Below are 14,699 nucleotides of genomic sequence, written 5' to 3' on the forward strand. Positions count from 1 at the left end.
TTGCTTATAGTCCGTGTGTGAAATCAAATTCCCGGGCAAGCGATATGCCTGTTTCGAAATCATGTAACGTCAGTTTCCGTATTTTGAAATAACTCAGCCAGTAATTCTGCAGGGCGGAGATATAGTTGCGCTGCGCTTCCTGCTGGCGGTTCAGCGATAAGGTCAGGCTGCTGATATCCGCCTTTCCGATCATAAACCGCTGCTTGGTCTCGGCATAAGCCATGAGGGCCAGGTCCAGCGCTTCTTCCGCACTGGTGATCAGGTTTTGCTGGATATTGAAATCGCCGACTGTCATGATCACATCTTCCTCTACCGTCAGTTCTTCCTGGCGGGCGGATATCTGCGTTACGTTGAGGTTGTTCCTGGCGATATTATGTTTCCCTTTTCGTACACCCCAGTCGACGAGAGGGATAGATACAGAGACGGAGACCATGTCTTGTTGCAGCGGGTCGCGGTATGCGTTACTCAGTTTAGTCGCAACCTGGTTGAATCCTATGCTGGCATTGATAGAGGCATTGAACATGGCCTCTTTTTTTGTCTTGTCTACTTGTTGTTCGGCTTCAAGCACCTGCTGTTTGGTGTCGAGAAATTTCGGGTTGTTTTCCCGGGCAAGTGTCAAAGCTTCGTCAACAGAAATCTGCATATCTTTCGGGCGCCCCGGCAGATTCAGCCGTATTTCCGTGTTCTTGTCGAAGTTGAGGAAAGAAGCGAGGCTGAACATCGCTCTTTTCAGAGATATCTCCGCGTTTTGTAATGTGTTACGTGCGTTGACGGCATCCAGTTTCAATGTCAGCAGTTCTGCTTTGTTGATCGACGCAATCTTATGACGCTCCTGTCCTGTCCGGTATAAGGTATCGGTTGACGCTACATTTTCTTTGGCCAGATCATATTCCGCCTGTGCCATGGCCAGGGCAAAAAAGTAGCTGGTAGCTTGCTCGCTGATATTTTCAATATTGTACAGTAATTCTTTTTTCGCCTTCTCATATTTTAGCGGCTCGATTTTTCGCTCCCATCGGAAAGGGTTATATCCCAACAGGCTTTGGTTGTAACCAATCCGGATCGGCACAGTCGTGAATTGGTTATAGGCATTATCTCCGAAATTACGCATATATCCCAAATCCGAATCCAGATAGAAAGTACCTCCCAACAAGTCAAAATTTTGTTTGATGGAGAGGCCGCCCTCCGCATAATAAGACTGTTGTTTTCTGTAAACATCGACATCCTTCTCGGAATCATATCGTCGTGTAATATCCCGATAATACTGTGCCGGTGTCAGGTTCAGTGTCAGGCTAGGCAATCTCCCGGCTTTGAATGTCCTGTATTGCCAATATCCTGCCAGAAACATATTCTTTGTCCTGAATGCCTCCAGCGAACTGTCCGCCGCCAGCGAAATCGTCCGTTCCAGCGACAGCGTGAGAGGCTGGGCGAACAAGCTTCCGGAGTTGAGTAATAGAAACAACAATAATAACTTATATATCTTCATAACGGCATTATATATAATTCGTTAAACTTCTGTTTGTTTTTCGGGGAGCACTGCGTTCAGGTCGTGCTTGCGGTAAATGAACCAGTAAACCAACGGGATGATGAACAGGCTGACGGCTGTACCGATCAGCATGGCGGAGATCATGGCGATGGAAAGAGGCTTTTGCAGTTCGCTACCCATGTCGAACGAGAACAACAACGGCACCATACCGAATATGGTCGTCAGCGAGGTCATGATGATGGGGCGCAGACGGCGGCGGCCGGCTTCATGGATTGCTTCCATCAGCGGTACGCCCTCCTTGCGTAACTCATTGATCGCATCCAGCTTCAGGATGGAGTCGTTGATAATGATACCGCAGGTCACAACGATACCGATGGCACTCATCAGGTTCATCGTATGTCCGCAAATCCAGAGTACCAGCAAAGAAGCCGCTACGTCGATCGGAATTTCGATCAGTACGATCAACGGTTGCAGGAAACTCTCGAACTGTGCTGCCAGGATAAAATACATCAACAGGATAGAGATCAGCAGGATCACCACCAACTCGCTCAACATCTGCTTGTTGGAGAAGAAACTGCCGGAGAAGTCTATCTCCCATTTCTGTCCGCCCATCTTTTTCACTTCCTCCATCAACGGCTCTGCTTTTTTCACTTCATAGAAACTGAACGGGATATATTCACCGTTCTTTCCGGCAGTGATTGTCTTCAGGTCTTCCCCCTGTGTTACCCGTACCAGCGATTGCAGCGGGATATACTGGCTCTTTCCGTTTTTATCCTCCAGCGTCCGTACCAGTGTCTGTTGCAGAACGTCGTTCACCGTCTTCCCGTCACCGGCAAGAGCGATCGGCAGGTATTGCTGATAGGAGCGGAGGGTCGCTACCTCGTTTTCTTTGAAAGCCGTTTTCAGTAAACGGTAGACCTCGTTGTAGTCCACATTATAAAGCAATAATTTTTGCCTGTCGATGGACAGGTTCAACTGATTGTCGAAAGCCACCCCGACCGGAGCAATACCGGTAGAAGCCTTCATCTGCGACTCCAGTTTGTGCAGGGACTGTGCTTCCGGAGCCTCCGCCTTGTTGCGTGCATAAAATTCGGCAACGATATCGGCTTCGCCTGTCACAAACAGCTTCTCGAACACCGTTATCGGCGGTGAAAAAGAAAATACCGCTTCCGGATAGTTCTTATCCAGCCATTGAGTAATCTTTTCCTGCAAAGGAGCTATGGCGGACGTATTTTCCGTCTTGAAATACAATTCGGCTTCCGATGCCGACAGTTCCCTGTCACGGTTCAGCAGGAACTGTTGCTGTCCGACGTATGAAGTATATTCCTGCACATCATCGGTGACCTGTCCGAACAGTTTGTCCACTCGTGCCCGGTTCTCGTCGATATGTATATTTTCGTTCCATTCGATATGGGCGATCAACTCATTCTGGTCGATCTCCGGCATCCTGCTTTTGGGTACTTCGTAAAATAGCAGTACGCATAGCGGGAGAGTGATCATGACAAATACAATGTTCGATTTTTTATGACGGAATACCCAATCCACTCCCGCATCATAAAATCGATCCAGCGTATGTTCCTTGATCAGATTATTGATCCGCAGGTTGAATCCTGTATGTTTGATATCGGGGATACTATATACTAACTTGTAAAGTACCGGCAGCAGCATGATACCCGTAAAATAAGAAACCATCAGCCCCACCGTAACAGCAAACGCCTGGTCATAGAAGATCGCCCCGGCGATACCGCTCATAAATACCAGCGGCACAAATACGGCGATTGTCGTCAGGGTGGAACTCAGCATCGGCGTGATCACTTCGGAAGTCCCTTTGGAACAAGCTTCTTCCAGCGTATATCCTTTCGACCTGTATTGCATGATATTCTCCGTCACAATGATCGAACTGTCGATCATCATACCCAGTGCCAGGATCAGTCCGGAAAGGGAAATGATATTCAGCGACATCTTGAACATATAGAAGAACAGGAAACTGATGATCAGGCTGACTATCATACTCAGGCCGATCACTGCCGGGCTTTTGATATCTCCCAGGAAGAGGATCGCCACGATACAGATAAAAATGAAACCGAGCGACAGGTTCTGTTTCAGGTTGGAAATGGTATAATCCAGCAACTCCGTCTGGTTGCGGCTGATACTGAAATCGATATCCGGATAAACCGTTGCAAAATAGTCCGTTACTTCCTGCAGCGCTTCTTTCATATTATCCATATTCTCGTCCGCCTGCTTGATAACGGCCAGTGTAACCGCCCGTTTCCCGTTTGAGAGGGAGGCACCCGTTTCCTTTTCCGGCACTACCGCCACTTTAGCCAGTTCCTTCAACTGGAAGATACGGTCGTTTTTGCGGATATAGATGTTCTCCACATCTTCGGGGGTACGCAGCAAAGTCGAGAATTTGATGTTGTATTCATAATACCCGTCCCGCACGGTCATGCTTCCGGGTTCGATATTGTTCGAGTTGAGTGCCGTCTCCAGGTCGTTCAGCGTGATTCCCGCCATTTCGAGCATCTTGATATCCGGTACGATCTGCAGCTGTCGTTTCAGCATACCCGTAATATCCACCATCGCCACTTCCGGCAGCTGTTCGATACGCCGTTTAATCACCGTTTCGGCAAACTGGCAAAGATCGAGGAAAGCAGCTTCGCTTTCAGTTGACAGTTGACGGTTGACAGTTGACAGGTGAGGATCTGTTTTCGAACTGTCAACTGTCCTCTGTCCACTGTCAACTGTTTTTAAAGTTAGGTTCAGGCAGAAGACAGGAATATCGGTGGCACTTGCCTTGATCACCCGCGGGCGCTCTATTTCGCGTGGCAGATAGTTCATAGCAGCGTCGATCTTCTCGTTCACTTCAATAAATGCCAGGTCTGTATTTGTCCCGAAGTCGAAGCTCAGGCGGATGATACCCGCTCCGTCGCGTGTTTCGCTGTGTATATCGCGCAAGGCAGCTACCTGCATCAGCTGCTGCCGGATCGGTTTGACAACCGTGTTCTCCAGTTCGCGGGCCGATGTATTTTGTCCCGATACCTGTATGGTGATTTCCGGTATCGCAATATCCGGCAACAACGATACCGGGATGGTAAAGTAAGTCACCAACCCCACGATAAAACAGGCCGTGAAAGCCATCAATACCGCGATAGGACGTTGTAATAAGAATTTAACCATGAATTTTCAATTTTCAATTCTCAATTCTCAATTCTCAATAATCGTTACCGGAGCCTCATGTGCCAGATTGATATTACCGCTGGTAATAACGATATCATCCTCTTTCAAACCATCTGCAATCGTATAGCTGTCTGCGTTTTCCAGGCTGGTATGCACATAAGTCCAGTATGCCTTTGTCTTTGTACTGTCCAACACGAAAACCACCTGCTTTCCTGAACGCAATACCACTGCTTCTTTCGGAACGACCAGCTGTTTACCCAGTGAACGGTGAATGCTGACACGTACGTTCATGCCTTCAAACAGCTTGCCTCTGTCTGTCACGGCTGCTTTCACCTGCACCATGCCGTTTTCATCCACCAGCGGATTAATTTCGGTGATACGTCCTTCCGCTTTGGTATCGTTCAGGGCAAAAGGAGTTACCTCCACCCGGTCGCCGTTCTTTATCAGCGGCAGTTCATTTTCCAGAACGGTGAATGCCGCTTCCAGACTGCCCGGATCGATGATCGTGCAGAAAATATCGGAAGTGGAAGCCGTATTATATTGTTTGGCAAACAGGTTGGCTACGATACCGTCGAAAGGAGCCGTCAGCACGGCGTTCCGCTCTTCATATTCGGCTAGCCGGTATTGGATCAGTGCCTGATCGTAACCGCTCTTTACCCGGACGAGCTGCATGGTAGCAGGGGGAACCTTGGCTGAATCAGCCAGTGCATATCCCTGTCCGATCAACACATCCTGCAGTTCCAGTTTGGCGCGTTCCAAAGCATCTTTAGCCGTAGCTGTTTTGTTCTTCAGTCGGAAAGTAGATAATTCCGCAAGCTTCTGCCCTTTGGTGACCCGGTCGCCGTTCTTTACATGGATCGCAGCGATCGGTTCAGCCGATTCGAATCGCAGGTCTACATGACGGCGTGCCGACAATTTGCCGTTGCTGATCAGCTCGTGGTTGAAGTCACTAGCCTTCAGTGTCATCACCGTAACCTCGTTGGTTTCGTCCGGTAAAACCGTTTCGACGGATTCTTCTCCTGCGCTTTCGTCTTTTTTTTCACCGGAACAGGCAATCATTCCGAAAAGGAAAAGTATTGCCAACATATTGTAGTATTTCATATTCATATAAGCTATGATTCGATTTTCAATTTCCAAATATACAAATTAATTATTACGATTGTCTCGTAACTGGTGTATAAATAAATTAATTACGATTGTTACGTATGTTTTTGAGCATGTTTTTAACTTCCGTTCTCATTTCGCGGATGGCAGTGCTTTCCACTTTCGGCTCTTTTTTCAGTACTGCATCAGCCGCTTTGATAAACTTATCTTCCTGAAAGAAAGCTTCTTCCGCATAAAGCTTTGTCAACAAATAATACGGATAGATCCGTTCCGGCAGAATTTCTATCGCATGCAGCAATAAATTCTCCGCTTTCTGATAATTTCCCTGCGATTGCTCATTTTTCGCAGCCATATAATGTATCATCGGGTCACCGCTCAATAACATTGCCCGTTCCAGCAACCGGTTCGCATCAGCAAACTGTCCCGTCTTACTCAGACATTGTGCCGCCTCGAACAATAATTCCGGCTTATGTCCCATCAGCGGTACCAATTCTTCATACCCGTCCGCCGCCGCTTCATAAGCTTTGCTATTATATAACACCTTCAATGTATTCCATTTCTTATACCCCTGGTAATAGCTTTTCTGCTGCCCAAAAAGCCATCCGCAACATATCGCCATCCCCCCGATTACGGTGACTGAAAGTATCTTCCTCCCCGCCGGAGAGAGGGTAGGGGGTGTGTCAATGGCAACAGAGGAACTCTCGATAACCCCCATCAAGACCACCAACACCACCCAAAACTCCGGCAACTGCAACGGATAAGACGCCAGGCTGAACACCATCAGCGCCAATATCCCTCCTGCCGCCCCGGCCTGCTTGTTTTTCACCCCCCGGAACAAGGAATAACCTAACAACAATACAAAAACCATTAAACCCACGAACCCTTGTTCCAAACCAATTTGTAAGAATTCATTAAACCCATATTCCGGGCATCCCGCCACCATCCTCTCAGTTTCCGAAGCGTTCCCCGAGCTAAAATACGCAGCCTGTGCTTCTGCATAAGCCGCTGGAAATCCACCCAGTCCGGTTCCTGTCCAGGGCTGTTCCATGATAGCCTGTCCCGTCACTTTCCATAAAAGTAGCCGGCCATTGGCGGAATCCTTTTTCAGCAGGTAAACGCCCGCCAATGCACCGGCTATGGAAATCAGTATCAAAACGGAAGATAATATAGATAAGGTACGGTGTTTGTTTATATATTGTTTGGCCTTTTCCCATCCGATCCGTTGTATCCAGTATACCCAGACACACGAAACGACAGCCGCTATCCACGCAGCCCGGCTCATCCCGGCGGGTAGCACAACGACGATTGCCAATAAAGTGATCCATGCCAGATAGTACAGGCAACTCTTTATTGGCCGTCCTCCCTCTTTTTTACAGTCGGCAAACTGCAGGATTATCCACAGGCATACAGGTAAGACCATAGCCAGATACCCCGAATAGGGTCCCGGATTATAGAAATCGCCGGTCAGCCTGAACAGGGAATGGTTAGATCCTTCCAAACCGTGTAACTGTCGCATGCCCGAAACCGCTTCTACCAGTCCGGTAACAACGATCCCTGTCAGGAAAACCAATCGTAGTTGCGACCATCCGGCAAACAGGAACCGCAGCAGGAACCACAATAGGACCAGTTGTCCGCCGAACAACATTTTCTCCGGTTCCGGATCGAGCCCCCAGTTATAAGTAAGTGCAACGATAGCAGCCAAAGCCAAAACCATTCCGTCTGTCACCGAAAAAGCAAACCGCTTTGCCGGTCTTGTCAGCACGGCTGCCACCAGGCTGCATACCGCCAGGAACAACATGGCAAGATGGAACCAATGGACTTTCCCTGTGACCAATCCGTTTGCCAGGCTGTTGTCTGTGGCAAACACGGTGCACAGCAGAAAAATGCCGCTGGTGACTAACAATGAGTAACTTATATACTTTTTATACATTATTTTATTTATTATCAATGTATCACTTTCAAAAACCGTTCCCACCGGAATTTACCGGTATACGGATCGACCGATTTCCAGATAAACCAGGGTTTCCCTACAATATATTCTTCCGGCAGCATTCCCCAATAACGCGAATCCTGCGAGTTCATGCCGTTGTCACCTGCCATGAAATAGTAGTTTTTCAGGAAACGATAGCCATCGATAGGCTTTTCATTGAGAAAAGATGTAGAATCCTTGTATTCTAGAGTCCCCTGTTGTTCCCATTCAATCAACTTTTTATATAAAACAAAGTTTGTCCGGTTCATCCGGATCGAATCCCCTTTGGCTGGAATATGCAGCGGTCCGAACTCTTTGATGTTCCATCCGATAATACTATCGTAGGGGAAACTATGGAATATGCCGTCTTGAAACTTCTCCGTTTCAGCAATCCGTTCTTGCGCCTCCCTGTTCCCTAACGGTGTGCTGACCCCGTTTACATGGAAAAAACCGTTCCGTATGGAAAGCGTATCGCCCGGTAGCCCGACGCATCGTTTGATGTAATATTTTAGGATGTGCATTTCAATCTTGTCCCACGTGTTTGGATGCGGGAAGTTGAATACCAGGATATCGTTCCGCTGGATCTTTTTGAAGCCGGGCAGCCGGTAAATTTCCGTCTGTTCCAACTGCATGGTGGCAGACAGGTCGAACAGGCGTGGTCCGATGGTCGGCTTCCATACCAGTAGATTGTCGCCGGTGGTTAACTCCGGTTCCATCGAGTCGGTAGGAATTTTGAAAGAAGCCCAAAGGAATACCTGCGTGACGAACCACAAAGCGGCTGCCATACATAGCCAGAAGACTATGTTGACCGTTCTGTTCATCCCGTTTTGTAAAGCCTGTTTGACCTCTTTCTTATGTAATTTTTTAATTACCACCAATATACCCTCCCGTTTTTATAAGTGAATATTCTTTCTGCATAATAAGAACTTTCCATTTTAGACGACTTTATCAAATATAGAGCATCAGAGGGAATGTTTTCAAAAATAAGACTTTCCTGATTGCCTTTCACCGTTTTATCCTGAATCCAGTCATTGTCCCAGTAATATAAAGTGAAATCTTGATTATTATTCACTTGTATTCCGGACTTTGGAACGATTGATATGGAATGAATATCCGTTTCTTTTCCTAAATCGAACAATATATCCCAATCTTTTGAATTTTTACTGTTGAAAGATCCCAGAAAGCCTGTTCCTGATAATCCGTCTGTAATCCTATAAAGCTCTTTGATTGAATCATTGCTTATGTTTGCAGTAACTTTGACATCAGTAACCGGTTTTAACTTGCCGTCTTGTTTTTTATAAAAGGTAATTTCGTTTAATGCGATATATTTTTGTGGCAAAGTCAAATGGATCTGTCGATATTTTTTAGATGTTTGAAGCTCTATATAGTTATAGCTGGTATCTATTGAATCGGTCAGAGTATATAAAGTATCCCTCCGCTCTTCACTGCCGCCATTGTTGCATCCTGTCCAATGAGCTCCGGCGAGCATCGGGATAAAATGCGTGCTTATAGGAGTTGTCGTGTTGACTATGATTGTTTCTTTTTCGTGCGGATTGTGCTTCAATTGTTTGCAATTACCTTCCTCGTCAAGAATAAATACCGGCGCAGCGGGCATGACGGTTCCGTCCTGAAAGAAAGCCGGTAAGTAGGCAATGTCGCGTCCCATTCCTTTGAATGTAACCTTTTTCCTGTTTATTTTTCCCCACTGTACAGGGTTCCATGTCATATTCTGTGCGTTATAGACGCATAAATAGCAATAACCAGTATTTTCGGGAATCTTTTCCGTAATATCAATCGTGACATCTGTCGTTTGGAAATATTGAGAAGAGACATCCTTCATCCAAAGGTTTTTAAACAAATTCGGAATATTGTTCCTCCTTTCATTTTTGTCAGCTATTGGTCCGTTCAAATGGTATTCGAATGATTTCCGAAATACTTTCGGCAGTCTGAATTTTCCTGCATTCAGGTCGAACGAATGATTGTTGTACAATATATCATATTTCCATCTATCCTTGTCGCAAAACGGTTCGAAAGGATATGTCTTCCCGTCGACAATCAAGGTGTTCCAGCTGTGTCCTTCGGTCCGGTTTCCCCACATGGGAACAAAATCAATCGTGACGGGCATTCCGAGTGCGGACATCATGTGTGCGTTGAATTGTGTCTGTATGTCGCAAGTTGCCCTTTTGATCCGTTCATAGCTGGCTATGTTGCATATAGGCATGGAGGCGGCATAACCTACGCTGTTCATGATTGAATCATATGTAAAATGCAGGGAATCCGTAATCACCCTGAAATCTTTTTCTGCATGACTGAATATCCCATGATGGCGATTGTAAAAAATTTCACGGTTATTGTCCTGACAAAACTTGTCGCTGAAGCGATAGGGCAATATATGCTTGCAGAACACCTCAAACGGAGCATCTTTAGAATAAGCATTCTCTTTCCATGCCTTGAAAGCCAAATCAATTTCTTTGATCAGCCAGTCTGCCTTGATAGTTTGTATATCTGGCTTGTCTGGATATTTATTTAGGTTGATTTTCACACTTTCTTCATTCCATAAATTTTTGATCTCACTTCTCCATCCATCCGGCCGCTTCCAGTCATATTTCTCGGATATGGCTATATGTTTGTCGTATATCGGCTGTAGGATTGGGATAATCTCAGGGTTGTATCCTATATGTCCCGGCATATTCATAATCAGAAATCGGGCGGCTGCCAGTTTTAATGAATCATTTTGATAGTGTGTCAATACTTTCTCTAGTTCTTTTTGGTTTTCTTTGGCAAGTAGCAAGGCCTGTTCCAGGCGTGTGTCGTCTGGAGAGGAGCAAGCTACTGGGAAAAAAAGTAGAAAAAGTATTGTATTTAAGAGCAATAATTGTCTCATAAGAGAAGTGTAAAATTTCATTGTTATATGTGAATCACAAATATTTACCAATATCAAATCTGACTCCAGGGTAAAGCATACATAAATTTTCCCGGGCTGTTTCCTCTTCTTCCCCCACGTGCTAGAAGTTAGCCCATTGTCCGGATCTAAAATCATAGAAACACAAGTATTTCACCAATTTATGTATCCCTTTCAAAAATCGTTTCCACTGAAATCTGCTAGTATACGGGGCAACTGATTTCCAGATAATCCAAGGTTTCCCTACGATATATTTTTTCGCGGCATTCCCTAATAGCGCGAATCCTGCGAGTTCATGCCATTGTCACCAGGCATGAATTTGAATATAAGATTGCTCATTTGATTGAATAAGAAACAATATCAAAAAAATCTTCACCTTTAGGATTCATATGATTTCGTATAATATAGATTTTATTTGATTTTTCGTCTATATAAAATTGTCCTGAGACATCATCTGTAAAATAGTAAGATTTTATTAAATCTCCATTCCAATTGATTTTTATTAAATGTTTTCGATTTTTTAAAGGATTAGGATTTTGTTCATATCTTAGGAGATAACAATAATTTTTTGTTGGATATGTGCGAATAATCCCTGAATATCCGTTTCTAAGATCAAGACTTCGTGTGTTTGGATTTACATTTGGTATGTTATTCTTTGAAAAACAAAAAGTGTTAATACGATTTCCTTCTAAATCATATACATGAAACATATCAAAAAAATACATTCCGGCAATTACTCTGTTTTGTTTTTCGTTAAGAGCTAGTACTGGTGCAAAGGTATAATTATAGTCTGAAACAGGTGTTGATAATTCAGGAAAACAATTTTTTTCAATAATTGTTTTTTCGTTTCTATTGTAAATAAAAAACATTTTACCTTCGATGGCATCTACTTTTCTTCCAACTATAAAATTATTTGATATATTGAGCTCGCTACTAATAAAAATATCCTCTGGATATTCTATATATTTAGATAATCTTATACTATCGCGCTTAATGTTTATGTGTGCTATTTTTTTTAAGTTACCATCTTCAAGTAAAATTTCATGATTGTCAGTAGATAAAATGAAGTTTGGGGATAAAAGGTCTTCTGAACCGTACCCTACTTGACCTATAGATGTTACTATATTTTTTGTATTTATGTTGATAATAGAAACACATGTATCTGATTGAACTTGTATAACAAATATTAAAGAATCCTTAGCTTTTAAACTGACTGGATATTTATCTTCAAATGTGTAAATTACTTCAGCTGAATCAAGAGTCAGTGATTCAGATAAGTCAAGATAAGAAAACCTATCTTTTTTATTACATGATATAAATATCAGTAATAAGAATATGTAATATGCATATTTCATAGTTTACGAATATCTTTATAAGATTTAAAATAAATGTAAAAAAATATTTTTTTACATTTGATATGTAACTACTCAGCGAATAGACACGCCTATAAATCAAATATTTGTGTAATTGAAAATAGAAAGAACTGTGAAAAACAAATGGCTATACTATCTATTTGTATACTTATTCTTCGCGTGACATACTTTTGGGGGGAGTCGTTTTACAAAAAAACTTCCCCTTAGATACAATTATTCGCTGAATAGTTACTTTGATATTTATTGTGACAAACACAAAAAATATTTATTCAGTTTTTGTGTTTGTTACAAATTAATTAGTAACATTTATCAGTATCTCCACCACATCTTTGTTTTTTGCAAGGCTGATCACATTTTGTGGCTTCAGGTAAAGAACTATTATAAGATCCAGTGTAACAAGGGTCACCGGGATTAGTTCCTTCTCCGCTAGCCAATGCTTCCACATTAGCCGACGCCAAGTCAGAGAGTTCGACACATTGTTTGTTCTGCTGGTAATTCCAGCCGGCTGCAATAGCCATAGTAGCGATAAGAGCTGCTCCCCAAATTTTTTTATTCATTTTTCTTACGTCTTTATTGTTTTCATATAGGCAATAATCTATCTTTACCAACTTTAATTGGGTCGAACAGGGTGCCTGTTCCCTAGTCCTAATTTAATCTTACTTGATTTTGATATACCTCCTTTCTTTATTAAGAGGGAATGGTCAGGGAGTTTGCCGTTAAGTTTCTCAGGCTGTCAGGCAGACTCTCTTCTTTATTTCGCATTCCCTTTGATTTTCATTTTAACAGGTTGATTGTTCGTACTATTGTACTTGATTGTTACGACTTCATCGAAGAAACCTGTATCCTTTGGTGTCATCTTGATTCCCACTTGGAGGGATTCTCCGGGTTTTGCAGGCCGTTTGTCATACGTGGCTGCTGTGCAGCCGCAAGTGGTATTTATGTCCACAATCACGAGGGGATTGTTTCCTGTGTTTTTAACCTCTATGGTTATTTCTTTAACTTCAGATTTGTTGAATGTGCCGAAATCAATATCCGTTTGACTGGCTTCGGCTCTAGTTTTCGGTATGTCTTTATTCGGGTTTTCTTTTCCTGTGATTTGTTTTAGATATAAGTCTTTTATTGCAGGGTTAGCAATCGGATTTCCTAAAACAATTACCTTATTGTTTTTATCCAGCAAGAATGTATGAAATGCTATATCTGTCGGAAAGAGGTTTAATTTGTTTAATTGGTCATTCAAGTCGATACAAACCGGATAATCAAAATTTTCGATTATTAGCGTATTATGCAGCTTTTCTATGTCTTTTGGATGAAAAAAGAACAAGAAAGGAATTTCCTCTTGTGTAACTGAATCGAAGTGTTGAATTAATTCTTTCCACTTGGCTGGTTTCAGTTTGCAACTTGTACACCCGGTAGAATCAACATAAATTATTATCTTGTAGTCCGATTGTGGAATTTGGAAGTCGGTCGTATCAGTCAGGTAACGGGTAAAGATGGCGTTCTCTGGAAAGACAATTTGTTTCCCTTGCCATTCGTTCACCAATTGGGCAATCTGCTGTTCTTTCTCTTTCTGCTCACTATTGCAAGAAAAGAATGCAGCTATTAATACTATGTATAGTAAAATCGTTTTCATTTATTTACATTTTAAATTCTATAATCGGATCATCGCTCTTCACCTCTGTAGCGACGATTGTTTTTGTCTCTTCATTAATATCGATACCGTAAATGGCATGGTCGAGGGTATATTTTTGTACCGGATTTCCCTCCAGGTCGAAGACGTAAATAAAACGTCCGCCATCTTCCGGTTTTTCGCCGCGCTGGTAGGCGGCAAGTTTGTCTTTGAATCGGATGCCTTGAAATACGGCGTAAATGTATCGGTCTGTTATTTTTACATCGCTGAATCCCATAATGCCGGTTGGAACGCCTGAACCATCCTGGGCTGTTTGAAATACCGGTTCTCCACCGGGACCGTACAATACTTTATGCGTATTGTCTTTTAAATTATAGATTTCGAGAACTTCTCCCAATTGGGTAGCTAATGCCAGAATCCCGTTGTTGGGGTTGTAGTCTATGAAACTTCGCCAAGCCTGTGCTAAGGCAGGGCGTGAAGTTTCTTCGTTAATAGTTTCGCAGGGTATTTCTCCGGTGCTTTGGGTGGGTTTGCCACTGTTGTCTACTTCCCAAAAACGATACTCCCCGAGGTAGTCGGGAATAAAAAAGCCCGATTTCATCGCACGAAAGTCCAGCGAACGGACCAGTTTCTTGTCTAATTTAATCTCCTCTACCCGTTCCGCTGAATGGGTAGAAGGAGATATTCTCCAACGCGAAATCTCCATTTTGTTAGCGTCGAGCGCCCACAAAGAGTCCGAAGAGTTGAATTGGATGTTTGCTACTAAAAGTATCTCCCCCGGAGCTTGGCCACGTTTGCCGAATGAGGCAATGTGCTTCCACTCCGGATAGGTAAAGGCATGCAAATAGTGATCCGCATTATGCAGATCCATGACTACTGCGATACTATCCCTGACCGTTACCCGGAGCGGATAACGGAACAGGATAGTATCCAGGTTAATAACCTGTGCACTGAGTGCCTTGGTTTTGGGAAAGTCCGAGTATCTTGGAAAGTGCGAATCCGGGGAACTCGTACAGGCAACCAGGCTGCTAATACCTATTAATATGTAAAGGAGATATTTCATG

The 14,699-nt window shown here is 43.6% G+C and carries 10 protein-coding genes; all 10 read right to left on the reverse strand.

All coding sequences use genetic code 11. The annotated features are described in order from the left end of the window. Window positions 1-4 precede the first annotated feature (4 nt). The 10 genes from P3L47_RS08375 to P3L47_RS08425 all read right to left on the reverse strand — a co-directional run bounded on the left by P3L47_RS08375 (window position 5) and on the right by P3L47_RS08425 (window position 14,698). Window positions 5-1,483 (reverse strand): TolC family protein, encoded by a 1,479-nt coding sequence (locus P3L47_RS08375; RefSeq protein WP_277783308.1) that lies wholly within the window; start codon window positions 1,481-1,483, stop codon window positions 5-7. 21 nt (window positions 1,484-1,504) lie between these two features. Then, the gene (locus tag P3L47_RS08380; protein ID WP_277783309.1) at window positions 1,505-4,660 is read right to left on the reverse strand and encodes an efflux RND transporter permease subunit; all 3,156 of its coding nucleotides are present in this window, start codon (window positions 4,658-4,660) and stop codon (window positions 1,505-1,507) included. Between the two features lie 27 nt (window positions 4,661-4,687). Next, a complete protein-coding gene (locus P3L47_RS08385; protein WP_277783310.1) occupies window positions 4,688-5,761 on the reverse strand; it encodes an efflux RND transporter periplasmic adaptor subunit in 1,074 nt (357 codons plus the stop codon). A gap of 85 nt (window positions 5,762-5,846) precedes the next feature. Further along, window positions 5,847-7,694 (reverse strand): O-antigen ligase family protein, encoded by a 1,848-nt coding sequence (locus P3L47_RS08390; RefSeq protein ID WP_277783311.1) that lies wholly within the window; start codon window positions 7,692-7,694, stop codon window positions 5,847-5,849. A gap of 14 nt (window positions 7,695-7,708) precedes the next feature. Beyond that, window positions 7,709-8,554: a signal peptidase I gene (lepB, locus tag P3L47_RS08395; RefSeq protein WP_277783312.1), complete on the reverse strand. Its 846-nt coding sequence runs from the start codon at window positions 8,552-8,554 to the stop codon at window positions 7,709-7,711. Window positions 8,555-8,601: 47 nt separating this feature from the next. Beyond that, window positions 8,602-10,617: a hypothetical protein gene (locus P3L47_RS08400; RefSeq protein WP_277783313.1), complete on the reverse strand. Its 2,016-nt coding sequence runs from the start codon at window positions 10,615-10,617 to the stop codon at window positions 8,602-8,604. Between the two features lie 353 nt (window positions 10,618-10,970). Further along, window positions 10,971-11,990 carry a hypothetical protein gene (locus P3L47_RS08410; RefSeq protein WP_277783314.1) on the reverse strand — a complete coding sequence of 340 codons (1,020 nt, stop codon included), beginning with the start codon at window positions 11,988-11,990 and terminating at the stop codon, window positions 10,971-10,973. Window positions 11,991-12,304: 314 nt separating this feature from the next. After that, window positions 12,305-12,565: an NVEALA domain-containing protein gene (locus tag P3L47_RS08415; protein ID WP_277783315.1), complete on the reverse strand. Its 261-nt coding sequence runs from the start codon at window positions 12,563-12,565 to the stop codon at window positions 12,305-12,307. A gap of 194 nt (window positions 12,566-12,759) precedes the next feature. Then, window positions 12,760-13,638, reverse strand: coding sequence for a DUF1573 domain-containing protein (locus P3L47_RS08420; RefSeq protein WP_277783316.1), 879 nt, complete (start codon window positions 13,636-13,638; stop codon window positions 12,760-12,762). A gap of 4 nt (window positions 13,639-13,642) precedes the next feature. Continuing rightward, entirely contained in the window at window positions 13,643-14,698 is a 1,056-nt protein-coding gene (locus P3L47_RS08425) for a BF3164 family lipoprotein (protein ID WP_277783317.1), read from the reverse strand. Window position 14,699: the final 1 nt, after the last annotated feature.

The sequence above is a fragment of the Parabacteroides chongii genome, from assembly GCF_029581355.1.
Taxonomy (GTDB): domain Bacteria; phylum Bacteroidota; class Bacteroidia; order Bacteroidales; family Tannerellaceae; genus Parabacteroides; species Parabacteroides chongii.